The 26883-nt window shown below is 73.7% G+C and carries 23 protein-coding genes; 13 read left to right on the top strand and 10 right to left on the bottom strand.

Annotated elements, in window-relative coordinates; genetic code table 11:
- Nucleotides 1-17: 17 nt before the first annotated feature.
- Both AB0M03_RS30910 and AB0M03_RS30915 read right to left on the bottom strand, forming a co-directional pair.
- On the bottom strand, nucleotides 18-833 hold the full coding sequence (locus AB0M03_RS30910) for an HAD family hydrolase (RefSeq protein ID WP_363497367.1): 816 nt from the start codon (nucleotides 831-833) through the stop codon (nucleotides 18-20).
- A gap of 122 nt (nucleotides 834-955) precedes the next feature.
- Nucleotides 956-1723, bottom strand: a complete 768-nt coding sequence (locus AB0M03_RS30915) for a hypothetical protein (protein WP_363497370.1) — start codon at nucleotides 1721-1723, stop codon at nucleotides 956-958.
- Between the two features lie 217 nt (nucleotides 1724-1940).
- Here AB0M03_RS30915 and AB0M03_RS30920 point away from each other — a divergent pair, with 217 nt between their 5' ends.
- The 12 genes from AB0M03_RS30920 to AB0M03_RS30975 all read left to right on the top strand — a co-directional run bounded on the left by AB0M03_RS30920 (nucleotide 1941) and on the right by AB0M03_RS30975 (nucleotide 15549).
- Complete coding sequence (locus AB0M03_RS30920) at nucleotides 1941-4703, top strand: PKD domain-containing protein (RefSeq protein WP_363497373.1); 2763 nt, start codon at nucleotides 1941-1943, stop codon at nucleotides 4701-4703.
- A 79-nt stretch (nucleotides 4704-4782) separates the two neighbouring features.
- On the top strand, nucleotides 4783-5676 hold the full coding sequence (locus AB0M03_RS30925; protein ID WP_363497376.1) for a DUF72 domain-containing protein: 894 nt from the start codon (nucleotides 4783-4785) through the stop codon (nucleotides 5674-5676).
- A gap of 82 nt (nucleotides 5677-5758) precedes the next feature.
- Complete coding sequence (locus AB0M03_RS30930) at nucleotides 5759-6646, top strand: LLM class flavin-dependent oxidoreductase (RefSeq protein ID WP_363497379.1); 888 nt, start codon at nucleotides 5759-5761, stop codon at nucleotides 6644-6646.
- A gap of 90 nt (nucleotides 6647-6736) precedes the next feature.
- Nucleotides 6737-7900: a hypothetical protein gene (locus AB0M03_RS30935; RefSeq protein WP_363497381.1), complete on the top strand. Its 1164-nt coding sequence runs from the start codon at nucleotides 6737-6739 to the stop codon at nucleotides 7898-7900.
- 214 nt (nucleotides 7901-8114) lie between these two features.
- Nucleotides 8115-9041, top strand: a complete 927-nt coding sequence (locus AB0M03_RS30940) for a hypothetical protein (RefSeq protein ID WP_363497384.1) — start codon at nucleotides 8115-8117, stop codon at nucleotides 9039-9041.
- Between the two features lie 52 nt (nucleotides 9042-9093).
- Entirely contained in the window at nucleotides 9094-9948 is an 855-nt protein-coding gene (locus AB0M03_RS30945) for a hypothetical protein (RefSeq protein ID WP_363497386.1), read from the top strand.
- Nucleotides 9945-10844, top strand: coding sequence for a hypothetical protein (locus tag AB0M03_RS30950; RefSeq protein ID WP_363497389.1), 900 nt, complete (start codon nucleotides 9945-9947; stop codon nucleotides 10842-10844). Before AB0M03_RS30945 ends, AB0M03_RS30950 begins: the two co-directional genes overlap by 4 nt.
- The gene (locus AB0M03_RS30955; protein WP_363497392.1) at nucleotides 10841-11827 is read left to right on the top strand and encodes a hypothetical protein; all 987 of its coding nucleotides are present in this window, start codon (nucleotides 10841-10843) and stop codon (nucleotides 11825-11827) included. Before AB0M03_RS30950 ends, AB0M03_RS30955 begins: the two co-directional genes overlap by 4 nt.
- Nucleotides 11828-11974: 147 nt before the next feature.
- Nucleotides 11975-12949, top strand: coding sequence for an ABC transporter ATP-binding protein (locus tag AB0M03_RS30960; RefSeq protein WP_363497395.1), 975 nt, complete (start codon nucleotides 11975-11977; stop codon nucleotides 12947-12949).
- Nucleotides 12933-13838 carry an ABC transporter permease gene (locus AB0M03_RS30965; protein ID WP_363497398.1) on the top strand — a complete coding sequence of 302 codons (906 nt, stop codon included), beginning with the start codon at nucleotides 12933-12935 and terminating at the stop codon, nucleotides 13836-13838. Before AB0M03_RS30960 ends, AB0M03_RS30965 begins: the two co-directional genes overlap by 17 nt.
- Before the next feature lie 9 nt (nucleotides 13839-13847).
- Nucleotides 13848-14765, top strand: a complete 918-nt coding sequence (locus AB0M03_RS30970; RefSeq protein WP_363497402.1) for an ABC transporter ATP-binding protein — start codon at nucleotides 13848-13850, stop codon at nucleotides 14763-14765.
- Between the two features lie 67 nt (nucleotides 14766-14832).
- The gene (locus tag AB0M03_RS30975; RefSeq protein ID WP_363497405.1) at nucleotides 14833-15549 is read left to right on the top strand and encodes an ABC transporter permease; all 717 of its coding nucleotides are present in this window, start codon (nucleotides 14833-14835) and stop codon (nucleotides 15547-15549) included.
- Nucleotides 15550-15636: 87 nt separating this feature from the next.
- On the opposite strand, the gene AB0M03_RS30980 is transcribed toward AB0M03_RS30975, so the two are convergent.
- Nucleotides 15637-16875, bottom strand: coding sequence for an MFS transporter (locus AB0M03_RS30980; protein ID WP_363497408.1), 1239 nt, complete (start codon nucleotides 16873-16875; stop codon nucleotides 15637-15639).
- 68 nt (nucleotides 16876-16943) lie between these two features.
- Complete coding sequence (locus AB0M03_RS30985; RefSeq protein WP_363497411.1) at nucleotides 16944-17675, bottom strand: FadR/GntR family transcriptional regulator; 732 nt, start codon at nucleotides 17673-17675, stop codon at nucleotides 16944-16946.
- 269 nt (nucleotides 17676-17944) lie between these two features.
- Here AB0M03_RS30985 and AB0M03_RS30990 point away from each other — a divergent pair, with 269 nt between their 5' ends.
- Nucleotides 17945-19720, top strand: coding sequence for an LCP family protein (locus tag AB0M03_RS30990; RefSeq protein ID WP_363497414.1), 1776 nt, complete (start codon nucleotides 17945-17947; stop codon nucleotides 19718-19720).
- 85 nt (nucleotides 19721-19805) lie between these two features.
- Here the strand turns inward: AB0M03_RS30990 and AB0M03_RS30995 are convergent, their stop codons facing one another.
- The 6 genes from AB0M03_RS30995 to AB0M03_RS31020 form a co-directional block, all read right to left on the bottom strand.
- On the bottom strand, nucleotides 19806-20630 hold the full coding sequence (locus tag AB0M03_RS30995; protein ID WP_363497417.1) for an HAD family hydrolase: 825 nt from the start codon (nucleotides 20628-20630) through the stop codon (nucleotides 19806-19808).
- Nucleotides 20627-21904, bottom strand: a complete 1278-nt coding sequence (serS, locus tag AB0M03_RS31000; protein ID WP_363497420.1) for a serine--tRNA ligase — start codon at nucleotides 21902-21904, stop codon at nucleotides 20627-20629. The genes AB0M03_RS30995 and serS overlap by 4 nt, the downstream gene beginning before the upstream one ends.
- A 638-nt stretch (nucleotides 21905-22542) precedes the next feature.
- On the bottom strand, nucleotides 22543-23478 hold the full coding sequence (gene pheA, locus AB0M03_RS31005) for a prephenate dehydratase (protein ID WP_363497423.1): 936 nt from the start codon (nucleotides 23476-23478) through the stop codon (nucleotides 22543-22545).
- 168 nt (nucleotides 23479-23646) lie between these two features.
- Nucleotides 23647-25662 (bottom strand): FixH family protein, encoded by a 2016-nt coding sequence (locus AB0M03_RS31010; RefSeq protein ID WP_363497426.1) that lies wholly within the window; start codon nucleotides 25660-25662, stop codon nucleotides 23647-23649.
- 5 nt (nucleotides 25663-25667) lie between these two features.
- A complete protein-coding gene (locus AB0M03_RS31015; protein ID WP_363497429.1) occupies nucleotides 25668-26144 on the bottom strand; it encodes a copper chaperone PCu(A)C in 477 nt (158 codons plus the stop codon).
- Entirely contained in the window at nucleotides 26141-26815 is a 675-nt protein-coding gene (locus AB0M03_RS31020) for an SCO family protein (RefSeq protein ID WP_363497437.1), read from the bottom strand. Before AB0M03_RS31020 ends, AB0M03_RS31015 begins: the two co-directional genes overlap by 4 nt.
- Nucleotides 26816-26883: the final 68 nt, after the last annotated feature.

Genomic DNA, 26883 nt, shown 5'->3' on the forward strand with positions numbered 1-26883 from the left:
GGAAGGGCGTCCCGGGGTCAGAAGAGCGTCTCGACCACGGCGGCGACGCCGTCGTCCTCGTTGCTGACGGTGTGCTGGGCGACGGCGGCGAGCACGTCCGGGTGGGCGTTGGCGACGGCGTAGGAGGTGCCTGCCCAGGCGAGCATCTCCAGGTCGTTCGGCATGTCGCCGAAGGCGACGACCTCGCTGCGGTCGATGCCCTGCTCCTTGCACCAGCGGGCCAGGGTGCTGGCCTTGGTGACCCCGGCGGCGCTGATCTCCAGCAGGCTGATCGGGCTGGAGCGGGTGATCTCGGCCAGGTGCCCGGCGGCCTCGCGGGCCCGGACGAGGAAGGTGTCCGGGTCCAGTTCGGAGTGCTTGGCGAGCACCTTGAACAGGCCGTCGACCTGTCCGCCGGCGATCAGCTCCTCGGCGCGGGCGACCGGGTGCTCCTTGTCGGACTCCCACATGACCAGGGTGTACTCGGGCTCGCGGGCGAAGCCGCCGGGGAACTCGAAGGCGAACGCGGTGCCGGGCAGCTCCTCGCGCAGGGCGCGGACCACCGCCAGCGTCTCCTCGGGGCCGAGCGGGAAGGACTCCAGAAGTTCGCCGCGGTGCACGTCGACGACGGCGCCGCCGTTGGAGCAGATGGCCACGCCGTGCCCGCCGATGTGCCCGCTGAGCTGCGCCATCCAGCGCGGCGGCCGGCCGGTCACGAAGACCACCTGCAGGCCGGCCCGCTCGGCGGCGGCGAGTGCGGACGCCGTCCGGTCCGAGACGGTCCCGCCGCGGCACAGCAGGGTGCCGTCCAGGTCGGTGGCGATCAGGCGGGCGCGGGGCGGGGTGGCGGTCACCGGTCCATCTTCGCGTACGGCGGCGGCGCCCCGGGAGGGGGCGTTCCGCCCGGAGGGACGGGGGCGCCCACTCCCGGGACGGCGGGGGATGCGGTCGCCCGCGCCCGGGTGGAAGCCCCGCCCTACCGGTCGGGCAGCTTCGCCAGCAGGGCGGCCAGCGCCTTGCGGGACTGGTCGCGGGCGGCGGCCACCCCCTGCCCCTGCTCCACGTCCACGAACACGTCGACGACCACCGTGCCCTTGCGGGCCGCCAGGTGGACGAACGGGAAATCGCCCGCACCTCCGATCAGGGCCGCCTGCCCCTCCTCGGCGTACACCTCGTCCGCGGCGGCCGTCCGCGGCGGCGCGACCTCGCGGGTGCCCCGGTACTTCCGGCCGTACTCCTGGTCGACGACCTCGGTACATCGCCGGGCGTCGGTCCGCAGCGCGGACACCGCCTCGTGCGCGTCCTCGGCCCGGACGTAGACGTCCGCCGTGGAGCGGGCGTACACCGCGACGCTCCTGCCGCCCGCCTGCGCGGGCAGGCGCACGGTGCGGGCCATGGTGCCGATCCGGCCCGTCCCCTGGGAGTTCGGCACGTACTCGCAGGAGGTGTCGACCATCCGCTCCACGAGCCGCGCCGACTCGTACGGCTCGCCGCCGACGAAGCCCGCCGCCCACTCCTGCGGCTTCAGCGCCACCGAGGCGGCCAGCGCCGAAGCGTCCGGCGCCTCCGCCACCAGCGGTGCACCCGACGCCGAGGAGCCGGCGGCGGACGGGGCGGACGGCACCGGGGCGGACGGCACCGGGGCGGCCGTGCCACCCCCGTCCGAACTGCTGCAGCCGGCCAGGAGCAGCGCGGAGGCGAGCCCGCAGACGGCAGCTGTCTTTCGTATGAATGGACTGGTCACGGAGAACAACTAAATCATCATCAGATATGAATGATGCCCGGAACCGCTCGGCGCCGTGCTGTCGGTAGGTCACATTCCGGCCGGGAAGGCGGGTGAAACGATTGGATCGCCTACCGCGCATCTGCCATGATCGGGCGGCTGGTGCCGTGGACCCACTGGGCGCGGGGCGAACTCGCAACGCTGAGCACCGACTTCACCGCCCTGAAAGGGAACCGTCTTGCGTGCTGCCCGAGTGGCCGGCTTTGCCGCCTTCGTCCTGTCCGTCGGCGCCGGTCTGCCGCTGGCCTCCGCCGCCCGGGCAGACACCACCCACCTCTACGTGAACCGGAGCGCCAAGGGGTGTTCCGACACTGCTGAGGGCGCGGGCAGTGAGGCAGTGCCGTTCTGCACCGTCGCCGCGGCCACTGCCGTCGTCCAGCCCGGGCAGACCGTCGCCGTCCAGGGCATCTACTTTGAGGAGGTCCGCCTCACCCGCTCGGGCACCGCGGACCGGCCGATCACCATCACCGGGCGCGGCCGCGCCCCCGCGTCCGTCCAGGGGCTGGTCCTGACCGACGTGCACGACGTCAGGGTGGAGCAGTTCGGCATCCAGGCCGACAGCGAAGGGGTCCGGGCCACCGGGGCGGTTCGCACCACCCTCGACGGCCTCCGGGTGCAGGCTCCCTACCGGGGCCAGGGTGCGGCGGTCCGGATCACCGGCGGCAGCGGCGTCACCCTGAGCCGCACGATCGTCCAGTCCGACCGGGACGGCATCACGGTCGACGGCACCCCCGACGCCGTCATCACCACCAACGCCGTGCAGGCCGTGCAGAACCGCGGCATAGCCGTCACCGCCTCCCCCCGGACGGCCGTCACGAGTAACTCGGTCGGCGCGCGGTGCGGCGTGGCGGTGGAACTGTCCTCGGGGTCGCCCGGGTCGTCCGTCGAGAACAACGTGCTGGTGCCGTACCAGTCGGGCCCGCCGACCTGCCCGGCCGTCAACGAGGTCGGGCTGGCGGTGTCCACCGACTCCGCGGACGGCACGGTCGCCGACTACAACACCGTCACGGAGAAGAGCAGCCGCCGCTACGTCTGGGCCGATCAGCCCTACGCCGACGCGGCCGCCCTCCACACCGCCACGCAGCAGGGCGAGCACGACCTCGCCTGGAGCGGCCCGGCCTGGCAGGGGGCCCCGGCCTCCTCCCCGCTCGTCGACTCCGCGGACGCCGGCGCCCGCGGCCAGCTCGATACCGACCTGACGGGCAAGCCGAAGGTCGACAACCCGCTGGTCGCCGACACCGGCCGGGGCGGAGGCCACCACGACCGCGGCGCCTACGAACTCCAGGACCCGCTCTCGCTGACGCTCGGCGCCGCCCAGGAGGTCGACAGCGGCGACCCGATGCAGATCGCCGCCACGGTGGCGGTCGACTCCCCCTGGTACACCGCCACGGCGAAGGTGGACTTCGGCGACGGCACCTCGCCGGTGCCCGTCGAGTCCCCGGTGACCCGCCACCGGTACACCAAGCCGGGCACGTACAACGTCACCGCCACCGCCACCGACGAGTCCGGGACGACCGTCAGCCGCAACACCACGGTCAGGGTCGCCGAGGCCGGTCCGCTGGTGGCCGGACTGGCGGTCACCCGGCAGGACGATGCCTACGCCATGGGCGACTCCCCGAAGACCCTCGCGATCAGGGCGGACACCACGGGCAGCGTCAGTCCGTGGCCGCTGAAGTCCTGGGTCTTCGACTACGGCGACGGCACCTCGGACGACAGGGGGTCGCACGGCTACGCCAAGCCCGGCACCTACACGGTGACCCTGACGCTGACCGACACCGCCGGCCGGACCGCGAAGGCCTCGTCCGTGGTGACGGTCGGCAGCGCGTTCGTCGCCCTGGAGCCCTTCCGCGTCCTCGACACCCGCCGCGGTGACGGCTTCCTCCGCACCGACGAGACCCGACGGCTCCAGGTCGCCAACACCGCCAAGGTCCCGGGCGGCGGCAAGGTGACCGCCGTGCTGCTCAACCTGACCGCCACCAACGCCTTCGACGGCGGCTACATCACCGCCTGGGACGGCGTCACGTCCAGGCCGCAGGCCTCCAGCCTCAACTTCCCGGCGAGCGGCACCGTCGCCAACGCGGTGGTCGTGCCCGTCGCCCCGGACGGCACCATCGCGTTCTACAACCACTCCATGGGCGTGCAGTTGATCGCCGACATCGCCGGCTACTACTCCACCGAGTCCTTCGGCAGCTACGTCGCGCCCGTCGCGCCCACCCGCCTCCTCGACACCCGCAACGGCACCGGCGCCCCCGCGGGCAAGGTCGGGCCGGGCGGCACCGTCCGCTTCCAGGTCCGCGGCCGTGCCGGCGTACCGGAGACGGCCGGGGCGGTCACCCTGAACCTCACGGCCACCGAGCCGACCGTCGCCGGCTACGTGAGCGCGGCCCCGGCCTCGCTGCCGCCCACCACCTCCAGCCTCAACTTTCCCGCCGGCCGGACCGTCGCCAACCAGGTGACTGTGCCGGTCGCGGTGGACGGCACGGTGACGCTGTACAACTTCAGCGGCAGCGTCCACCTGATCGCCGACATCCAGGGCTTCTACGCCGGCGGCCCCGTGCTCGTGGGGTGGGGCACGAAGCTTCAGGGGCCGACGCCGTTCGTCGCCACGCCGCCGACCCGGTTGCTCGACACCCGGTCCGGCAACCGCACCCTCGGTCCGGGCGGCACCGTCCGGATCAAGGTGGCCGACACGGCGGGAGTCCCCCTGGGCGCCAGGGCCGTCCTGGTCAACCTCACCGCCGCCCGCACCACCGCCACCGGTTACCTCACCGCCTACGCCGCCGGCGCGGCCCGACCCGCCACCTCCGTGGTCAACTTCGGTGCCGGCGACATCAAGCCCAACCTCGCCCTCGTCCCGGTCTCCGCGGACGGCTGGATCGAGGTCTACAACCACGCGGGTACCACCGACGTCGTCGTCGACCTCCAGGGCTACACCGCCTGAGACCCCGCGGTCGGGGTCGGACCCGCAGCCGGCCCCGGACCCCTGGCGTCGGTTCCGCGGTACCGGGCAGACGCGGGGCATGGGAGAGATCCGTGTCGGTACGTGTTCATGGACGGACCGGGAGCTCGTGGCCAGTGGCTGGTACCCGGAGGGCCATCGCGGCGCGGAGGCCAGGCTGCGGTACTACACCGCGCAGTTCCCGGTGGTGGAGGTCGACGCCACCTACTACGGGCTGCCCAGCACCCGCAACGGCGTCCTGTGGGCGGAGCGTTCGCCGGCCGGTTTCCGTTTCGACGTGAAGGCGTTCTCGTTGCTCACCGGGCACCCGACCCGGTCGGCATCGCTGCCCGCCGATCTGCGGCCGGCCCTCGCCCGGCAGCGCGGCCGGACGGAGCCGGACCCCGGACTGCTCGACGAGGTGTGGGGCCGCTTCAGCGAGGCCCTCCAGCCCCTGCGCCGGGCGGAACGCCTGGGGACCGTCCTCTTCCAGTTCCCCCCGCGGCTGGCCCCGGGCGTGCCGGCGGAGGCGTTCCTGCGCCGCTGCCGGGAGCGCACCGCGGGATGGCCCGTGGCCGTCGAGTTCCGGCATCCCGACTGGTGGCGGGAGACGCACTTCGCCCACACCGCCGACCTGCTGGCGGAGCTGGGGATGGCCGCCGTGGCCGTGGACGTGGTGCAGACGCTCCCCGCGTCCGTACCCCCGGTCACCCCGGTGACCTCCGGCCGGCTCGCGGTCGTGCGCTTCCACGGACGCAGCCCCGCCTGGGGGACCGGCTCGAAGGAGGACAGGTTCCGCCACGCCTACACGCCCGAAGAACTGGCGTCCTGGACACCCCGCATCCGCGCCATGGCCGACCGGGCCCGCGAGGTCCACGTCCTGTTCAACAACTGCTGCGGCGACGCGGCCGTCCGCGCCGCGGAGTCGATGCGGGACCTGCTCGCCGCCCCCGTGGTGCCCGGACCCGCGGACTGACGGGCACGCGCACGACGTGGTGCATTCGGCCGCCGTGGCGGCTCGGGGCCCGCCCGCAGGGCGTACGCGTAGGGTCGGGGCCATGCGTCTTAGTACCGTGATCCTCCCCATCCACCGGTGGGGCGAGGGGCAGAAGATCTGGCGGCGGGCCGAAGAACTCGGCTTCCACGCCGCCTACACCTACGACCACCTGTCGTGGCGGTCCTTCCGGGACGCGCCGTGGTTCGGCGCGGTGCCGACCCTGACGGCCGCCGCTGCGGCGACCGAGCGGATGCGGCTCGGCACGCTCGTCACCTCGCCGAACTTCCGGCACCCGGTGACCCTCGCCAAGGACCTGCTGACCGTCGACGACGTGTCGGACGGCCGGCTGACGGTCGGGATCGGGGCCGGCGGGGTCGGCTACGACGCGACGGCGATGGGGCAGGAGGCGTGGTCGCCGAAGGAGCGGGCGGACCGCTTCGCCGAGTTCCTGCCGCTGCTGGACGAGCTGCTGACCAGCGACGCCACCACCAGCGAGGGCCGCTACTACTCGGCCGTCGAGGCGCGGAACATCCCCGGCTGCGTGCAGCGGCCGCGCGTGCCGTTCTACGTGGCGGCGACCGGCCCCCGCGGGCTGAGGCTGGCCGCCGAGCACGGCCAGGGCTGGGTCACCTACGGCGACCCGCGCGGCCCGGCGGACGTGCCGGTCGACCAGGCCCCGGCGGTGATCGAGGCGCAGCTGGCCAAGCTCGCCGCTGCCTGCGAGGCACAGGGCCGCGACGTCGCCGGACTGGAGAAGGTGCTGCTGCAGGGCTCGACCGCGGAGAAGCCGCTGGCCTCGCTGGACGCCTTCGTCGACTGGGCCGGCACCTACCGGGAGCTCGGCATCACCGAGCTGGTGGTGCACTGGCCCGTCCCCGACTCGATCTTCGAGAACGACCTCGCCGTCTTCGAGGAGATCGCCGTCGAGGGCCTGGCCCAGCTGGGCTGACCCGGGGCCCGTCCGGCCACCGTCCCTCCTGCCTTCTACGCTTCGGTGTCGCGCCGCGCACTGCGGCGGTCGAGGGGGAGAGGACCGGCGATGAGCAGCCACGGTGAATGGCAGGGGCCGCAGTTCGGCCCGGGCGGCGGCGGAGGGCAGGTGCCCTGGGGCCAGGCGGCCCCGGCACCGCAGCCGGGGGTGGTGCCGCTGCGTCCGCTGAAGATCGGCGACATCATCTCCGGCGTGTTCGCCACCGTGCAGCGCTACCCGGCGGCGCTGTTCGTCCCGCTGCTGTGGACGGCACTGGGTTCGCTGGTGGTGTTCGGTGTGCTGGCCGTCGTCGCCTTCCTGGTGCTGGACGGCCCGTACCGGGCGATCATCGCGACGGAGACGCCCGCCACCGGTGACCTCGTCGCGCTGCTCTCGGTCGCGGCGGCCGCCTTCCTGGTGCTGGCGGCCGCACTGACCGCCCTGTACGCGGTGTCCTCGGCCACCGCCACCGTGGTGCTCCGGTACGCGGTGATCGGCCGCCGGAAGTCCGGCCGGGAGATCTGGGCGGAGGCGCGGCCGGCCGTGTGGCGGGTCGTCGTCTCGCAGTTCCTCGTCGGCGGCATCGCCACCGGCATCGTGCTGGTGTCCTACCTGCCGGCGGTGCTGATCGGCATCGCCACCCACGGCGACCCGACCGCGGCGGTGGCGCTGCTCCTGGCCGTGCCCGGCTGGGCCGGTGCGGTCTACGTCCAGGTGCGCCTGGTACTGGAGGTGCCGGTGCTGGTGATGGAGGACACCACCGCGCTCGCGGCGCTCCGCCGCGCCTGGCGGCTGAACGAGGGCAACTGGTGGCGCAGCTTCGGCATCCCGTACGTCGTCAGCCTGATCGGCTCGTTCGCCGCCCAGATCGCACTGGCCCCGTTCATGCTGGTCGGCCTGGTGACGCTGTTCTCGTCCATGGGGGAGGACCCGGCCGACCCGTACGGCGAGCCCACGGCCCCGTCCCTCGGCGCCCTGGTGGTCATGCTGTTCTGCGTGGCGGTGGGCCTCGTGGCGGCCACCGCCCTGACCATGCCGCTGACCCCGCTGACCAACGGCCTGCTGTACATCGACCGCCGCATCCGCCGGGAGAGCCTGGACGTCTCGCTCGCCGCCGCGGCGGGTCTGCGTCCCTGGCCCGAGGCCGACGTCCCCGCCCAGGCGGGCCCACCGGCCGACGGTCCGTCGGCAGCCGGACCGGGAGCGGCGAAGCCCGGAACCGGAGAGGAGTGACACCGGCGGAACTGCCGTACCGTTGCGGTTCGATCACGACGTGTCGGACATGTGCGGGCGTCGAGTGGAATGTCTCGAACAACTCTGTTGTCGCCTCATGCAACGGACTCTCATAATTCCCGGACACGCGTGGTCAGAGGCTCGGACGTCGGCGAACCGGGGGTGACCCGTCCGGCCCGCGCGCGGCAATCCGTTTGCCTTTCTGGGGAGTCCCTTGTCTGCGCCCGACAACGCGCCGCCCGAGCCTGCCGTGCCGCCGGCGGCCGGCGACGCACCTGCCGCCCACGCACCCGCCGAGCCCACTGCCGAACCCGCCGTCGAGGCCCCGGCCGACCAGGTGCCCGACGCCGGGCAGCCCGGCACCGTCCCCGAGGGCGGCACCGCGGCGGCCACCGTCCGCCGGTCGCCGCGGTCGGTGGCGCTGGCGGCGGCCGGCCTGTTCGCCGTGACCGCCCTCAGTGCCACCGCCACGGTGGCGGTCGGCCGTCCGGACGACACGGCGCAGGCCGCGGCCCCCGCCGCCACCGCCTCCGCGTCGGCTTCCGGCGCCTCCGCCTCCGCGTCCCCGAGCGCGGCGGCCCCGCCCACGGCGAAGCCCTCCGCGGCACCCGTGCCGACCAGCACCCTGCACGGCACGGTCGACGGTTCCACGCACGGCGGCGACATCCGCTACTTCCTGCTGCCGCTGCCGGCCGGCGCCGAGTCCTACGGCTCCCCGGACGGCGCCAAGCTGAGCACCGACGAGGTCTCCGAGGAGTTCAGCAACCCGTCCGAGATGCCGGAGGTCCTGCGCTCGTACGGCTACAAGAACGACGCGGCCGAGCGCCGCTACCGCACCGCGGACGGGACGCAGGAGGTGTACGTCCGCCTGATGCGCTTCAAGAGCCGCCAGATGGCCAAGGAGTTCGCCGCCGGGCTGACCTTCAAGCACGGGGACACCTTCGACATCCCCGGTGACGGCGCCGCCCAGGGCATCATGCTCAAGCCCGAACAGGAGGCCTGGACCGGCGAGATGGTCGGCGTCTCCTTCTCCGGCGACATCGAGTACGAGGTCACCGTGTACGTGAAGGGCACCCCGGACAAGGCACTGCTGGTCGACGCCATGAAGCGCCAGCGCGAGCGGCTGGCCTCCGGTGGCTGAGCCCAGGCCGGGGACGGACCCGGCACCCTCCCCCTCCGACCAGGAGCACCCCGTGACCACCGAGACCCCGTCGACCCCGGTGCCCGACGAGCCCGCGCCGCCGCAGCCCGCACCGGTCTTGGCCGACGGTGCGTCAGGCCACGCCGACCCCGTCGACATCCCCGAATCGGCCGACGCACCCGATGCGGCGTCACCGTCCGGCTCCTCCGCCGCCCGGACGCCGCGGACGGCCCGGCTGCTGCTCGCCGCCGTGCTGCTCGGTCCGGTGCTCGGTGCCGGCGTCGGCTACGCCGTTCAGGCCGCGCGTCCGCAGACGCCGCTGCCGCCGCTGGCCGTCGACACCCTGCACTACCCGACCGCGCCGCTCGACCCGGCGCTCGCCGCGGCCGCCGAGCCCAAGCCGCTCGCGATCGACGGCGACCTGCGCAAGCTGCTCGTCGACCGGCCCGCCGGTGCCCAGGAGTGGGACAACAACGGGTTCGGCGACGCCTCGGGCTGGCTGCGGGCCGGCGACAAGGCGATGCTGGTCGGCAATTCGGAGCGCGAGTTCCGCCGCCTGATGCAGTACCACTTCCGCCGGGACGCGCTGCTCGCATACCGCCGCGGCGACGTCCTCTACCGGATCGAGCTCATCCAGTTCGGGCCGGACGACGTCGGCCCGGCGACCCTGGCCTACACGATCAACGTCCCGGAGGACGGCGGGAAGATCGACGGCACGGTCAACGGACAGTACGAGGCCCCCAAGAAGGCCTCGCACTACGCCGAGAGCACCGAGCAGTACTACTACGGCCTGGCGACCGCCGTCCGCGGCTCGGTGGTCATGCGGATCACGGTCTTCTCCCCGAACCCGGTCGATGCCAACGAGATCAAGGACCTGGCGAAGCGTCAGTGGGAGCGGCTGAAGTGAGCGACACCACCATGAACCCGGCCGGCGCCGAGCCCGCGGCGCAGCCCGAGCCCACCCTGGCCGGCCCTCCGGCGCAGCCCGAGCCCGCGGCGCAGCCCGGGCCGGCCGCGCCGGAGCCCGCCGTGCACGCCCCGGCCGAGCCGGGGCCGGCCGGACGGCGGGCCGGCTTCGCCGTCCGTGCCGCCGCCTCCGTGGCCGCCGCCGCGCTGCTCGGCGTGGGCATCGGCCTCGGCATCCTGGAGGTCGGCTTCGACGACTCCCCGGCGCCCGCGGCCGCGACCGCGCAGCCGTCCGGCGCGCCGACCGCCTCGGCGGGCCCGGCCTTCGGCGCGCAGCAGAACGGCACCCACTTCGGCTCGATGCGCGACCTGCTGCTGCCGGTGCCCGCCGGCTTCCGGCTCGGTGCGGACTCGGGCGCGTTCGGCAACGACACCGAGCTGACCGAGGCCCAGCGCAAGGCATGGGTGGAGGACGAGGTCCGCGGCCTGCCCGCCAAGCTGCAGGACGCCGTCCGCAAGGCCTGGCAGGAGATCCCGCTGAAGGGCGGCGGTGTCCGCAGCTTCGCGGCCGAGGACGGCAGCATGCAGGCCACCGTCTGGCTGCTGCAGTACCACCAGGCCGCGGTCAAGGCGCACGACGCCTGGGTCGCCGCGCTGGGGTCGGACTCCGGCCTGTTCCGGGTCGGACCGCCGATCCCCGGCCACCCCGAGGCGCATTGCTACCTGCCGGACCTCGCCCCGGGCGCGGAGATCGACGAGCTGGAGTGCTCGGCCGCGCTCGGCGACCTGCGGGTGGTGCTCCACGTCGAGGGCATCGCCCCGCTGCCGAAGGACCGGATCGTCCCCCTCTTCGCCCAGCAGCTCGACCGGCTGGCCATCCCCGGAGCGTCCGCATGACCGACACCACCGGCCACGTGCCCCCGGCGGCACCCCCGGCCGCTCCCACCGCGGCGCCGGAGGTCCTCGCAGCGCCCCCGGCCGCCGCCGTGCCGCCGCAGCCCGGGCCCGAGCAGCCGGGGCCGCCCGCGGTGGCCGGCGACGCCTGGAGCCCTGCCCCGGAGCTGCTGGAGGCCGCCGCCTCCGACCGCCGCCGCACCCGCGCCGCCCTGCTGCGTTGGGGCGCGGTCGCACTGGTCCTGCTGCTGTCCGGTACGGCCGCGGCGCTGGCCGTCACCGCGCCGGACCGCACCGACATCCCCGGCCTGGCCACCCCCGGGGACGGCCGGTACGCCTTCCCGCCGCTGACGCTCCCCCAGCTGCCCTCGGGCAAGCCCGACCCGGGGCAGGTGGCCGCCGCAGGTCGGCACTACGCCGACCTGCGCGGGCTGCTGCTGCCGCCGCCCCGGGGAGCCGTGCTCGAACAGCCGACGGCGACGGGCAAGGCCGCGAGCCCCGCCGCGGCCGGCGCCGCGCCGAGCGGTGCGAGCGCAGCCGCGGCCGGTGTGCCGTGGCTGGCGTGCACCGACTACGCCGCGGGCGACGGCGCCCGGGCCAGGCTCGACGCGGCAATGGCCGAGTACGCCTGCCGTGCCGCCACCCGCCGGACCTGGACGGCGGCCGACGGCACCCGCACCGACATCTGGCTGTTCCGGTTCGGCTCGCAGAACGAGGCGCACGGGCTGTTCGGCGAGATCGGCTGGTCCGAGCCGAAGGGCGTCCCCGCGCTGCACAGCGCCGACGTCGAGGTCGACCCGTCGCTCCCCACGTCGATGCTCACCACGCAGGCGGGCGACCAGAAGGCGAAGAACGGGCCGACCGCCCGGGCGGCGTACCTGCAGCAGGGCGACGTGGTCGCCGGCATCGTGATGACCAACCCGGACGGGGTCGCCGTCCAGGCCTACCGTCAGGTCGCGCTGCTGCAGTCGCAGATGCTGCGCTGACGAACCGCCCCGGCGCCGTCCGGGCCCCGGTCGTGCGGAGGGGGCGACCCCTAGGGGACGCCCCCTCCGCGTCATCCCGAAGGATCAGGGCGGGCTCGTCATCCCAGCTCATTCCCGTGCGGGCGCGGCACCACTACGTTGAGGGACGTGTCCACTGTCATCGCAACGGACGGCCTCACCAAGAGGTTCCCGCGGGTCACCGCCCTCGACCAGCTGACCGTAGAGGTGCAGCCCGGGGTGGTCGGCCTGGTGGGCGCCAACGGTGCGGGCAAGTCCACCCTCATCAAGATCCTGCTCGGGCTCTCCCCGGCGACCTCAGGCACCGGCCGCGTGCTCGGCCTGGACATCGCCACCGAGGGCGCCGCGATCCGCGAGCGCGTCGGCTACATGCCCGAGCACGACTGCCTGCCGCCCGACGTCTCCGCGACGGAGTTCGTGGTGCACATGGCGCGGATGTCCGGCCTGCCGGCCGCCGCGGCCCGCGAACGCACCGCCGACATCCTGCGCCACGTCGGCCTCTACGAGGAGCGGTACCGCCCGATGGGCGGCTACTCGACCGGCATGAAGCAGCGGGTCAAGCTCGCCCAGGCACTCGTCCACGACCCGCAGCTGGTGCTGCTCGACGAGCCGACCAACGGCCTCGACCCGGTCGGCCGCGACGACATGCTGGGCCTGATCCGCCGGGTGTACACCGACTTCGGCATCTCCGTGCTGGTCACCACCCACCTGCTCGGCGAGCTGGAGCGCACCTGCGACCACCTGGTCGTCATCGACGGCGGCCGGCTGCTGCGCTCCTCCTCCACCGCCTCCTTCACCGAGGCCACCCAGCTCCTCGCGGTCGAGGTCACCGACCACCCGCAGGACGAGATCGCCGACCCGGACGCCGCCGTCCGCGAGCGGCTGGCCGCCGCCGGGCTGACCGTCGGCACCGACGGCTCCCGCATCCTGCTCGTCGAGATCAAGGACGAGAGCACCTACGACACCGTCCGCGACACCGTGGCCGGTCTCGGGCTCGGTCTGGTGCGCCTGGAACAGCGCCGGCACCGGGTCGCCGAGATCTTCACCCGGCCCGCGCACGGCACCGAGCGGACGGGAGGTCCCGCAGATGCAGCCGTCTCCTGACGCCCGCACCGCCGCCGACGGCGGCGTGATCCACAACATCGGCTACCGCCGGTACGAGGGGCCCCGGCTCGGCCGCGGCTACGCCACCCGCTCGCTGTTCGAGCAGAGCCTGCGCGCCGCCTTCGGGCTCGGCCGCTCCGGGCGCTCCAAGGTGCTGCCCATGATCGTCCTGGCGATTCCGCTGATGATCGCCGTCGTCGTGGCGGCCGTCCAGATCGTCATGAAGATCGAGAAGCCGATCCTGGACTACACCGAGTTCCTCGACGCCACCGGCATGCTGACCTGGATCTTCCTGGCCGCCCAGGCGCCGGTGCTGCTCTCCAGGGACCTCCGCCACAACACCGTCCCGCTGTACTTCTCCCGCCCGATCACCCGCGCCGACTACGTGCGGGCGAAGTTCGCCGCGATGATCAGCGCGATGATGATCGTCATGGCGGCGCCGCTGCTGGTGCTGTACCTCGGCTCGCTGCTCGGCCGCCAGGACTTCGGCCACCACACCGGCCACCTGTTCTTCGGCCTGGCCGCCGCACTGCTGTACGCGGTGGTGGGTTCCTCGATCGGCCTGCTGATCGCCGCCTGCACCCCGCGCCGCGGCTTCGGCGTCGCCTCGATCATGGGCGTGATGGTGGTCAGCAGCGGCATCGCCCTGATCGTCTACGCGCTGGGCGGCGGCGACTACGCCGACGTCCCGGAGAAGGCCAACTGGGCCGCGATGCTCTCCCCGAGCTGGCTCGTCCAGGGCTTCACCAACCAGGTCTTCGGCCTGGTCGCCAACTCGCGCGTGGTGCACGCCCCCGGCGCCGGTGCCGCCGTGCTCTTCGGCGCGGAGATCGTGCTGCTCACCGTCGCCTGCTACTGGTTCACCGACCGCCGCTACCGGAAGATCTGAGAGCTCGCCATGGCAGTCATCACCATCGACCGGGTCTCCCGCTGGTTCGGCAACGTCGTCGCCGTCAACGACGTCTCGATGCAGATCGGGCCCGGCGTCACCGGCCTGCTCGGCCCGAACGGCGCCGGCAAGTCCACCCTCATCCACATGATGAGCGGCTTCCTGCCGCCGTCCGCCGGCGAGGTCGCGCTGGACGGCGTGCCGATCTGGCGCAATCAGGAGGCGTACCGGGCGATCGGGCTCGTCCCCGAGCGCGAGTCGATGTACGACTACCTGACCAGCTGGGAGTTCGTCCTCGCCAACGCCGAGCTGCACGGCCTCGCCGACCCGGCCGCGGCCGCCCGCCGCGCCCTCGCCCTGGTCGAGATGGAGTACGCCCAGGACCGCAAGACCGGCACCTACTCCAAGGGCATGAAGCAGCGGGTCAAGATGGCCTCCGCGCTCGTCCACGACCCGGCCGTGCTGCTGCTCGACGAGCCGTTCAACGGCATGGACCCGCGCCAGCGGCTCCAGCTGATGGAGCTGCTGCGCCGCTTCGGCGCCGAGGGCCGCACCGTGCTGTTCTCCTCGCACATCCTGGAGGAGGTCGAGCAGCTCGCCCGGCACATCGAGGTCGTGGTGGCCGGGCGGCACGCCGCCTCCGGCGACTTCCGCAAGATCCGGCGGCTGATGACCAACCGCCCGCACCGCTACCTCGTCCGCTCCAGCGACGACCGCCGGCTGGCCGCCGCCCTGATCGCGGACGGCTCCACCACCGGCATCGAGTTCGACGGGCAGGAGCGCGCCCTGCGCATCCAGGCGGTCGACTTCCAGGGCTTCACCACCCTGCTCCCCCGGGTCGCCCGGGACGCCGGCATCCGCCTGTACACCGTGTCCCCGGCCGACGAGTCGCTGGAGAGCGTCTTCTCCTACCTCGTCGCTTCCTGAGCCGACTCCCGACCACTCCCGACCACTCCTGACCACCCCCGAACCACGCCCGAAGGAAGGCCGAACCGTGAACGTGACCGTCGCCAGGCTGACCGCGCGCGGCCTGCTGGGGCGCCGCCGCGGCATCCTGCTGCTGGTCGTCCCCGCCCTGCTGCTGCTCGTCGCCGTGATCGCCCGGCTGACCGCCGACACCCCGGAGGACCTCGCCGCCACCGTCGTCGGCCGGCTCGGCCTCGGCACCCTGCTGCCGATCCTCTCGCTGGTCGTCGGCACGGGCGTGATCGCCACCGAGATCGAGGACGGCTCGATCGTCTACCTGCTGTCCAAGCCGCTGCCGCGGCACTCGATCGTCACCACCAAGCTGGCGGTCGCGGTCTTCGCGACCTGGCTGCTCTCGGCCCTGCCGATCCTGGTCGCCGGCCTGCTGCTGTGCGGCACCCGGGACGGCGTGGCCGTCGCGTACACCGTGGGCGCCCTGGTCTCCGGCGCCGCGTACAGCGCGCTCTTCCTGCTGCTCGGCGTGGTCACCAAGCATGCGGTGGTGGCCGGCCTCGGCTACGCGCTGGTCTGGGAGAGCCTGGTCGGCAACTTCGTGCCCGGCGCCCGCACGCTGAGCGTCCAGCAGTGGGGCCTGGCGGTGGCCAAGCCGCTGGCCGTCGAGGGCGCGATCGCCGCGGACGTCGCCCTGGAGGTGGCCGCTCCGATGCTCGCACTGGTCGCCGTCGCAGCGACGGTGCTGGCCGCCGTCCGGCTCGGCGGCCTCACCCTGGCCGGCGAGGAGTAGCCGCCCGAGGGGGCTCGGGACCGCCGCGGGGCGGGGGGTACGGCACCGTACCTCCCGCCCCGCGGCCGTCGTCTCCTCGGTGCCCCGTCAGCGGACGGTGGTGTTCCGGCCCGCTCCCCAGCCCGCCGCACCGGCTGCCGCGGCCAGCACCAGCAGCAGGGCGAGCGGCACCGTCCAGCCGCCGGTCAGCTGGCGCAGCGCACCCGCGCCGACCGGCCCGGCCGCGGCCACCAGGTAGCCGACCGCCTGGGACATCCCGCTCAGCCCGGCCGCGCCGGCCGCACTGTCGGTGCGCAGGACGATGAAGGCCAGCGCCAGCCCCAGCGAGCCGCCCTGGGCCACCCCGAGGACGGCCGCCGCCCCCCAGGCGCCGGAGACCGGGGCGAGCAGCAGCACCGCGATCCCGGCCGCGTTCAGCCCGGCCATCGTCACGGCGAGGGCCCGCTGCCGGGTCATCCGGCCGGCGATCAGCGGCACCAGGAACGCCCCGGCCACCTGCACCAGGTTGGAGAAGGCGAAGACCAGGCCGGCCTCGCCGCGGTCCATGCCGTGGTCGGCGAGCACGGTGGGCATCCAGGCGACCAGGCTGTACACCAGCAGCGACGAGATCCCCATGAAGGCGCTGATCTGCCAGGCCGTCGCCGAGCGCCAGGGGCCCGCGCCCTTCGCGGCCGCGGCGGCCGGCGCCGGCACGGCAGGGGCCTGCGGGCGGCGGGAGTTCAGCAGCTGCGGCAGCCATGCGACGGCCGCGACCACGGCCAGCACCGACCAGGCGCCCAGCGAGGCCCGCCAGCCGCCGCCCAGCGCGTGCTCCAGCGGGACGGACACCCCGGCCGCCAGGGTGGCGCCGACCAGCATGGTGGTGGAGTAGACGCCGGTCATCGCGGCCGCCCGGTGCGGGAACTCCCGCTTGACCAGGCCCGGCATGGAGACGTTCAGGACGGCGATCGCCACGCCGATCACCACGCACCCGGCGTACAGCGCGGCCGCCGAGGGTAGCACCCTCAGCAGCACGCCCGCGCCGAGGGTGAGCACCGCGCCGAGCACCACCCGCTCGGCGCCGAAGCGGCGGGTCAGCCGCGGGGTGAGCGGCGCCCCGACGCCCTGGAACAGCACCGGCACGGTGGTGATCAGGCCGCTCGCGGTGGCCGACAGCCCGAGCGTCCGCTGGATCTCGCCGACCATGGGGGAGATCGCCGCCAGGCAGGCCCGCATGTTGAGCGCGACGAGCAGGATGCCGACGAGCATCAGTGCGGGGTGCGCGAGGGCGGTGCGGGTACGGACCACCTGGGTGGCGACGGGCTGCGGAGTACGGGTGACCGCCATGGTTGCGTGGGCTCTCTCGGGTTCGGTGCGTCGGGGCGTCAGGAAGGGGGACGGGGGCGGGCCCGTCGTCACTTCCGGGCCGCGATGGCGGCGATCAGCTGCTCGACGGCGGCCGTCGGCCCCGCCAGCAGTGCGCGACAGGCCGCCTCGGCACGGTCCGGGTCCCCGCTCTCCACCGCGTCGACCAGCGCCCGGTGGGTCTCCAGGGAGATCTCGGGCATCTCGTGGTCACCGAACGCGGTCCGCATCGCCTCGCGCACCGAGGCGCCGAAGTAGCGGTAGAGCTCGGCCAGGGCCGGGTTGTGCGCGGCGTCCACCACCGCGGTGTGGAACTCGAGGTCGTGCTCGACGGTGGCCTCGCGGCCGGCCCGCTCCGGGTGGGCGGCCATCACCTCGGCCTCGCGGGCGAGCGCGGCCCGCATCCGGGCGATGTCCTCCGGGGTGTGCCGGACGGCGGCCAGCCGGGCCGCCTCGGCCTCCAGCGCGGCCCGCACCTCCAGGACGTCGCGGACGCCGGAGCGCTGCACGCCGCGCAGCACCGCGGCCGGGTCGCTGGTGGAGCGGACGAAGGTGCCCTCGCCCTGCCGGGAGACCAGCATGCCGGCGTGCACCAGCACCCGGATGGCCTCGCGCACGGTGTTCCGGCCGACCTGCAGCCGCTCGGCGAGCTCGTGCTCGGTGGGGATGCGCTCGCCGACCGCCCAGGCACCCGCGCCGAGCTGCTCGCGCAGCTGCTCGATGGTCTCGTCCACCAGGGAACGGCGGCCGGCGGCGTGCAGACCGTCGGTACGACCGGGCATGGCGGCTCCCTTCCGAGCGCAGAGGTCGGCTTGCCCAGTCATCCTACAACTGGACTGCACCGGCAACCGACCTAGAATCGGCTACTCCCGAGTTCGTCGCATCTCCTTCGAGAGCCGCACACCGGGCTTGTCCGATTGTGCAATCGGCGGCCCGGGCCGTGACTCTTCATTGATGCCTTTATATGCTCCGCAGAAGCTCACGCGGCAGTACCCCACCACGGTGCCCTGCTGCGGTCGTGTGTTTGGCTGCGCCGGTGGAAGGTGTACGAATGTCAGGCCAGAGGGCGGGGGCGTCGGAACATGACGCCGGCTGGTGGCACGACGATGCCTCCTACCAGGACGGCTACCGCCGCGACGCCCCGCAGCGCGACGACGCGTACTTCTCCGCGCCCCAGCGCCGCCCCGCCGCCCCGCGCCCGCGCCGCGGCGACGAGCCCCCGCGCCCGCGCCGCGGCGACGAGTCGGAGCGCCCGGTACCCCGCCAGGGCGGGCGAGCCGAGGCCCGCCGCGCCCAGCAGGGCCGCGGCGGTGACGACGGCGGGCCCGGCAGCCGGGCCGAGGCCAGACGCGCCCGGAAGAAACCCCGCGGGCGGAAGAAGGCCGTGGTCTGGGTCGCGGTGACCACGCTCGCCCTGGTCACCGCCGCGGGCGGCGCGCTCTACCTGAAGTTCAGCGGCAACATCAAGGCGTTCGACGGCGACGGCCTGAGCAAGAACCGCCCGGACGCCGCCACCCCCGACGCCAACGGCCACACCCCGATCAACGTCCTGCTGATCGGCTCCGACTCGCGCAGCGGCGACAACAAGAGCCTCGGCGGCGGCGAGGACGGCGGCGCGCGCTCGGACACCACGATCCTGCTGCACGTCTACGCCGACCACAAGCACGCCGTCGGCGTCTCCTTCCCCCGCGACGCCCTGGTCGACATCCCTCCGTGCAAGCTGCCGGACGGCAGCTGGACGAAGAAGAAGTCCGACGTCATGTTCAACAGCGCCTTCTCGACCGGCAACACCGAGGAGGGCAACCCCGCCTGCACCCAGAACACGGTCGAGGCGCTCACGAACATACGCGTCGACCACACCATGGTGATCAACTTCGAGGGCTTCTCCGCGATGACCGCGGCGGTCGGCGGCGTCAACGTCTGCCTCCCGAACGCCATCTACGAGGGGGACCTCAACCCCAACCTCGGCAAGAAGGGCAAGCAGCTCTACCCCAAGGGCGAGCAGAAGGTCCAGGGCAAGGCCGCGCTCGACTACGTCCGGCTGCGGCACGGCATCGGCGACGGCTCCGACGTGGGCCGGATGAAGCGTCAGCAGGCCTTCATGGCCTCGCTCATCAAGAGCGTCAAGAGCAAGGGCATGGACCCGACCACGCTGCTGCCGCTCGCCGACGCCGCCACCAAGTCGATGATCGTCGACCCCGGGCTGAACTCGCCGACCAAGCTGATCTCCTTCGCCACGCAGATGAAGGACATCGACCTCCACAACATCAAGTTCCTGACCACGCCCTGGAAGTTCTCCGGCTCGCGGATCGACCTCGTCCACCCCGACGTCGACACCCTGTGGCAGGCCCTCAAGGCCGACCGCACCCTGGACGGCCAGGACGCCAGCGCGGGCGCCGGTGCGAGTGCCTCCGCGGCCCCGAGCCCCAGCCCGACCCCGGTCGCGGTCAACGGCGCGGGCATCAGGCTCGGCGTCTACAACGGCACCCTGACCAGCGGCCTCACCACCAAGGCGGCCGCCACCCTCACCGGCTCCGGCTTCACCGTCACCAGCCGGGGCAATGCGGCGGCGCAGAACCACGAGACCACGCTCGTCCAGTACGGCCCCGGCGAGAAGGCCAACGCCCAGCTGGTCGCCCAGCTCTTCCCCGGCGCCACCCTGCAGTCCTCCACCAAGGCCGGCATCAGCCTGGTCCTCGGCATGGACTACGCCTCCGGCGCCGCGGCCGGCTCGGCCGGTGCGGTGCCCACCGCCCTGCCGTCCAGCGTCGCCAACGAGGCCCGCTCCGCGGACGACGACCCCTGCTCCAACGTCTCGTACGGCTGACCGCCGGCGGCGGCCGGGTCGGACGGTTCCGGCCCGACCGCCGCCCGGTGCGTCGGCCGCCGGGTGCCGTCGGCCGAAGGGGCGCTCAGCCCAGGCGGAAGACCCGCTCCAGCACCAGGGCCACGCCGTCCTCGTCGTTGCCGGCCGTCACCTCGTCGGCCACCGCGCGCAGCTGCTCGTGCGCGCCCGCCATCGCCACGCCGTACGCGGCCCAGGCGAACATCGGCAGGTCGTTCGGCATGTCGCCGAAGGCGATCGTCTCGGTGCGCTTCACCCCGAGGCGCAGCGCCGCCACCGCGAGCCCGGTCGCCTTGGACAGCCCGGGCGGCAGCAGCTCGACCACACCCGGCCCGGCCATCACCACGCCGACCAGGTCTCCGGCCACCCGCAGGGCGGCGTCGGCCAGCTCGTCGTCGGAGAGGGTGGGGTGCTGGATGTAGAGCTTGGCGAGCGGGCCGGTCAGCAGCTCGTCCGCGGCCACCCGTACGACCGGCAGCTCGGTGCCGATCTGCAGCCGGAAGCCGGGCCCGGCCAGCACCTGGCCGTCCAGCCCGTCCTGGTTGGCGGCCACCGCGAGCGTGCCGGTCTCCGCCTCGATCTTGGCCAGCGCCAGCGCGGCCACCCGCCGGTCCAGGGTGAGCGAGGTCAGCAGGCGGTGCGCACCGGCGTCGTACACCTGGGCGCCCTGGCCGCAGACCGCTATGCCGGCGTAGCCGATCTGGTCGAACACCGGGCGGGCCCAGGCCGCCGAGCGGCCGGTCACGATGATGTGCTGCGCCCCGGCCGCGACCGCCCCGGCGAGGGCGGTGCGCGTCCGCTCGGTCACCGTCTCGGCGGAGGTGAGCAGGGTGCCGTCGAGGTCGGTGGCGACCAGCCGGTACGGCAGGCCGCCACCGGGGGCGGTACTCACTTGGCGACGGGCTCGATCACCGCACGGCCGCCGAGGAACGGGCGGAGCGCCTCGGGGACGACCACCGAGCCGTCGGCCTGCTGGTGGTTCTCCAGGATCGCCACGATGGTGCGCGGGACGGCGACGAGCGTGCCGTTCAGCGTGGCCAGCGGGCGCACCTTGCCCTCCTCGCGGACCCGGATGGCGAGCCGGCGCGACTGGTACTCGGTGGTGTTGGAGGTCGAGGTGACCTCGCGGTACTTGCCCTGGGTGGGGATCCACGCCTCGATGTCGAACTTGCGGGCGGCGGAGGCGCCGAGGTCGCCGGAGGCGACGTCGATCACCCGGTAGGGCAGCTCCAGCGCGTTGAGGAAGTCCTTCTCCCACTGGAGCAGGCGGCGGTGCTCCGCCTCGGCCTCCTCCGGCGTGGTGAAGACGAACATCTCCACCTTCTCGAACTGGTGCACGCGGATGATGCCGCGGGTGTCCTTGCCGTAGGTGCCGGCCTCGCGGCGGAAGCAGGAGGAGAAACCGGCGTAGCGCAGCGGCAGCTGGTCGGCGTCCAGGATCTCGTCCATGTGGTACGCCGCGAGCGGGACCTCGCTGGTGCCGACGAGGTAGCGCTCCTCCTCGGGGAGGTAGTACACGTTCTCGGCGGCCTGGCCGAGGAAGCCGGTGCCGTCCATGGCGGCCGGGCGGACCAGGGCAGGGGTGATCATGGCGGTGAAGCCGGCCGCGGTGGCCTGCGCCATCGCCATGTTGACCAGGGCGAGCTCCAGCAGCGCGCCGACGCCGGTCAGGTAGTAGGAGCGGGCGCCGGCGACCTTGGCGCCGCGCTCGGTGTCGATCGCGCCCAGGATCTGGCCGAGCTCGACGTGGTCGCGGGGCTCGAAGCCCTCGGCGGCGAAGTCGCGCGGGGTGCCGACCTCCTCCAGCGTGACGAAGTCCTCCTCGCCGCCGACCGGCGCGGCCGGGTCGATGAGGTTGGCGAGCGAGCGGAGCAGGCGGTCGGCCTCCTCCTTGGCCTCGTTCTGCTCCGCGTCGGCGGCCTTCACCTCGGCGGCGAGGTCCTTGGTGCGCTGGAGCAGCGCGGCCTTCTCCTCGCCCTGGGCCTTGGCGACCTGCTTGCCGAGGGTCTTCTGCTCGTTGCGGAGCTCGTCGAAGCGGCTGCCCGAGGACCGGCGCCGCTCGTCGGCGGAGAGGAGGGCGTCGACGATGTCGACGTCCTCACCACGGACGCGCTGCGAGGCGCGCACTCGGTCGGGGTCCTCACGGAGCAGGCGAAGGTCAATCACGGGCCAAGCCTACCGGTGAGCGGGCCCCGGACCGGAACCGGTTTCCGCGGGTTTCGCGCGGGTCGGCGCAGCGCCCGCGGCGGTTGCCCCGCCGGAACCCGCGCGTGTGATTCACTGCTTTCGGAGCCGATCGCAATCCCGCCCACTATGTCCATTCCTGTCCGGGATTCTGCGGTCCCGGCAGGGTTCTGCCGCTGCGGGGGCGCGCCGGAGGCTGTGGAGAGCGGCGGACGCCCTGGGGATAACTCCCTCGATCCTGTGGATAACCCCTGTGGGAAACCCGCTCGGCGTGAGTTTGTCCACAGGCCCCGCCCCGGCCCTGTGGACGAAGCGAAAGCAGGGGCGCGCGCCTCGATTCGCAGAGGAATTGGGGTTTGAAACCTCGATGAGCCTTCTCGGGTGAGGCATTTTGCTCGCTCGAACGGGTGATTTGCTGCCTGAAGGGTGACTCTGGTCCGATGAGTCGTCTCTGAGGCCAAGTGTGATGATCTGACCAGTTCAGGCTATGGCTATACCGTTTTGTCGACTCGACCCCGATCCTGTGGATAACCACAGCCCCGCACAGCCTGTGGACGAAGCGCCCCGCCTGTGGATGAACGGCCGCCCGGTCGGCCGGCCGACCGACCGACCGGAAACGGTCAGAGCTCCCCGCGGCCGTCCAGGCAGCGGGACAGCCAGTCCGCCGCCTCCGAGAAGTCCGCGTCCGAGGTGCCCGGCCGCACCGGCCGCTGCGAACCCTTGTCGGCCCGCGGGTACGAGCCCAGGAAACGCACCTGCGGGCAGATCCGCTTGAGGCCCATCAGCGCCTCGCTCACCCGCCGCTCGCTCAGGTGCCCCTCGCAGTCGATGAGGAAGCAGTAATTGCCCATGCCCTCACCGGTGGGCCGGGACTCGATCCGCATCAGGTTGATGCCGCGCACCGCGAACTCCTGCAGCAGCTCCAGCAGCGCACCCGGGTGGTCGTCCGGCAGCCACACCACCATCGAGGTCTTGTCCAGGCCGGTCGGCGAGGACACCCGGCCCGGCCGCCCCACCAGCAGGAAGCGGGTGGTCGCGTTCGCCGCGTCGTGGATGTCGCTCACCAGCGGCTCCAGCCCGTACAGCGCGGCCGCGAACTCCCCGGCGAACGCGCCGTCGAAGCGGCCCTCCTGGACCAGCCGGGCGCCGTCCGCGTTGGACGCCGCCGACTCCCACTGGGCGTCCGGCAGGTTCGTCGCGAGCCAGCGCCGCACCTGCGGCTGCGCCACCGGGTGGCTGGTGACGGTCTTGATGTCGGCGAGCGAGGTGCCCGGCCGCACCAGCAGCGCGAAGGTGATCGGCAGCAGCACCTCGCGGTAGATCATCAGCGGTGCGCCGGAGGCCAGCTCGTCGCTGGTCGCCGTGACGGCGCCCTCCACCGAGTTCTCCACCGGTACGAACGCGCCGGCGGCCTCGCCCGCCCGCACCGCGTCCAGCGCCGCCGGGACGGAGGCGAGCGGCACGAGCTCGCGGGTCGCCGCCTCGGGCAGCGTGCGCAGCGCGGCCTCGGTGAACGTGCCCTCCGGCCCGAGATAGGTGTAGCGGGTCGCCGACATGCCGCCTCCGTAACGCAAGGGTGGTGCTGAGCAGGACTCGGCCTGCCACCATAGTCACTCGCGGCGCCCGTCCGGACACCGTTCCGCCCACTGGTCGCCGCCCCGGCCGGGCATGTCACCGAGTGCCCTCCGGCACTTCCGGCCGTCCGCCACGGCCCGGGGACGCGCTCAGCCGACCTTCAGCTGCTCGGTCGCCGTCACCTGGTCGATGTCCGAGGACCGCACCGTCACGGACACCACCCAGTTCCCGGCCAGCGGCAGCTGCGCGGTCCCCGTCCAGCGCCCGGTGCCCTGTGCGGCCAGCGTCACCGGCAGCGGGCCGAGGTCGCGGTCGGGCAGGGTGAAGGCGAGCTGCACCTCCGGCACCTCGACCGGCTTGCCCGAGGAGTCGTCCAGCTTCAGCTGCACCTCGTTCGGGCCGGTGGCGACCGGGTTGACGGTCACCGTCGCGGTGCCCTTGGCGCCCGGCGTGCGGCCGCCGGTGTCGTACGGCAGCTTCAGTTCCACCGTCCGGCCGGGCACGGTGGACGCCCCGGGCGCCGCCGGGGACTGCGAGGTCGCGGCGACCGCCTCGGCCACCCGGCCGGGCGGCGAGTTGGTCAGCATGGTGGTCACCACCAGTACGGCGACCGCGACCGCGGACTCCACCAGCACCGTCCGCCGCAGCCCGGACCTGGCCGGGCCCCCGTCGCGGACGCGCCGCTCGGCCGCCCGGTCGCGGGCGGCCTGCTGGCGGGCCAGCTGGGCCTGCCGTGCCGGGTCGGCACCGCCCCCGGCCGCGTTCTTCTTCGTCCCCACGGGGGCCTGCACCGCCTCGTCGGCCACCGACTCCGCCGCGGGCTCCTCGGCGCCGGCCGTCCGCAGCCGGGCGACCCAGGCGCGGGAGATCCAGGCCAGGCCGACCATCGCCGCCACCAACCCGGTCTTGATCAGCAGCAGCCGCCCGTACTCGGTGTCGACCAGGGCGCTCCAGCTGCCGAGACCGCGCCAGGACTGGTAGACACCGGTCACCGTCAGCACGGTCACGGCGGCCAGCGCCAGCTTGGAGAACAGCTCGACCGCCGCGGTCGGCACCCCGTGCCGCAGCCCCACCAGCAGGGTGGCCAGGCCGCCCAGCCAGAGCGCCATCGCCAGCAGGTGCAGGGCCGCCATGGGCAGCGCCAGCGGCACCTGGATGCCGACGGAGGAGTGGTCCGCCCCGACCCAGGTCGCGCTCAGTGCGACGGCGAGCACCGCGCCGGCCACCCCCAGGCCCAGCCGGGCGTCGCGCAACGGCCGCTCGGCCGCCCGCCGTTCCAGGGCGCGCAGCTCGGCCTCCTCGCCGTCCGGCGTGCCGGCCACCGCGGAGCCGCCCTCCTCCGGAGCGTCGTCCTCGGCGTCGGCCGCAGGCTCCGTGCCGCGTTCCTGCCCGAGCTGGCCGACCAGCAGCGACAGGAAGACGCCGCCGGCAGCGAGCAGCAGCAGCCGGGCGGCGAGCGCCGTGCCGATCCGCTCGTCCAGGGTGGCCCGCACCAGTGAGAGGTCGAAGGCCTGCGAGATCCCGGTGCCGCGCTCGTACGGGCCGCGCAGCAGCAGCACCGCGACGGTCGACACCAGCAGGGCGATCCAGCCGGTCATCATCAGGCGCTGCACGGGGTGCGCGGCGGCACCGCGCGGCCAGCAGATCAGCACGAACGCGACGGAGCCCACCAGCAGCGCGAACGCCGCGTAAGCGACGGTGCGGGCGGTGCCGTACGCGGCGGCGACCACCGCGTCCGGCTCGGCGCCCTGTACCGAGGAGGCGGAGACGCTGGTGTCGGACGGAGCGCCGATCGAGAAGGTGAACGCCCCGCCGACCGGGTGGGAGTCCTCGGAGACCGCCCGCCAGGCCACGGTGTAGGTGCCGTTGCCGATGCCGGGGCGCAGCGTCACCCGGGCGCTGGCGTCCTTGCCGTCGACGTGGCTCGCGTCGCCGTTGTCCACCTGCTTCCCGGCCGGGTCGAGGACCCGCACCGAGTCGGCGGTGAGCGAGACCCCCTCGCTGAAGGTGAGCGTGACGGCGGCGGGCGCGGTGGCGGCGACCGAGCCCTGCGCGGGGTCGGTGGAGACCAGCGTGGCGTGCGCGGCGGCGGTGCCGGCGCTGCCCAGCAGCACCGCGGCGGCCGCCGCCAGCACGGCCAGCAGTGCCGCGACTCTCCTCAGCATGTGCGTCAGCTCCCGGGCCGGTAGGTGAGCGGCTTCACCGGCACGGTGACGGTGATGGTGCCGCTCTTGGCGAAGGTGAGGTCCAGTTCGAGTTCGTCGCCCACGGCGGGCTGCTTCTGCCATCCCATGATCATGAGGTGGTGGCCGCCACGGGCCAGTTCCAGCTCGCCGTGCGCCGGCACCTGGAAGCCGTCGACCGCGGTCATCGACGACTCGCCGGAGGTGTGCATGGTGACGGACCCGGCGTCCGGGCTGGTCACCGCGACCAGCCGGTCGGCCGTCCCGCCGTCGTTGTGCACGGTGAGGTAACCGGCGCCCATGCCGCCGGGCAGGGCGGGCAGCGGGACGTAGCCGTCCCTGATGCTGAGCTCGGCGCGCCCGCCGTCGGTCCCCGTCCCGCACGCCACGAGTATCGTCCCGGCGGTCAGCACGGTGGCGAGACCCGCGCCGATCAGCGCCGAGCGGCGGAAGGCGCGGCTCATGCCGGCACCCCCTGGGCGAGCAGCGCCAGGTCGTGGGTGTAGGTCTGGACGGTGCTGCTGCCCATCCACAGCACGTGCGCCTTGTCGTCGGAGGGCATGAAGGCCAGCACCTGGGCGCCGTGCGCGGAGGTGACGGTGCCGTCCGCGTTGACCACCGGGTCCTGCACCGCGACGCCCACCGTCCGGGCGGCGGCCTTCACCTTGGCGAGGTCGCCGGTGAGGCCGATGAAGCCGCTGCCCATCGAGTCCAGCCAGGTGCGCAGCACCTTCGGCGTGTCCCGCTCGGGGTCGGTGGACACGAACACGACGTCGATCTTCTTCTGCTCCTCCGCGGACAGCTTCGACATCGCCACTCCGATGTCGCCCATCGTGGTGGGGCAGACGTCGGGGCAGCTGGTGTAGCCGAAGAACAGCACCACGGACCGGCCGGCGGTCTGCTTGCGCAGGTCGAACGGTCGGCCGGAGGTGTCGGTCAGCACCAGGTCGGGCTTGTCGAAGTGCTTGCTCAGCACACTGCCCTGGTAGGCGGAGCCGCTGCTCTCCTTGCGGACCGTCGCCGCGCCGGTGCCGTTGCCGGCGGAGGAGGAGCAGGCGGTGAGCGCGAGGGCGCCGGACAGGGCCAGGGCGGCCGCGCCGAGCAGCCGGGCCTTCGGACGAGGGGTGTGGGCCATGGCGTTGGGGTTTCCGATCGTGCGGTGGTGGCTCGGCCCGGTGGGGCCGCACCAGGGGGTGCGGCCCC

Origin of the sequence: Kitasatospora sp. NPDC051914, from assembly GCF_040680995.1 — a bacterium.
GTDB lineage: Bacteria > Actinomycetota > Actinomycetes > Streptomycetales > Streptomycetaceae > Kitasatospora.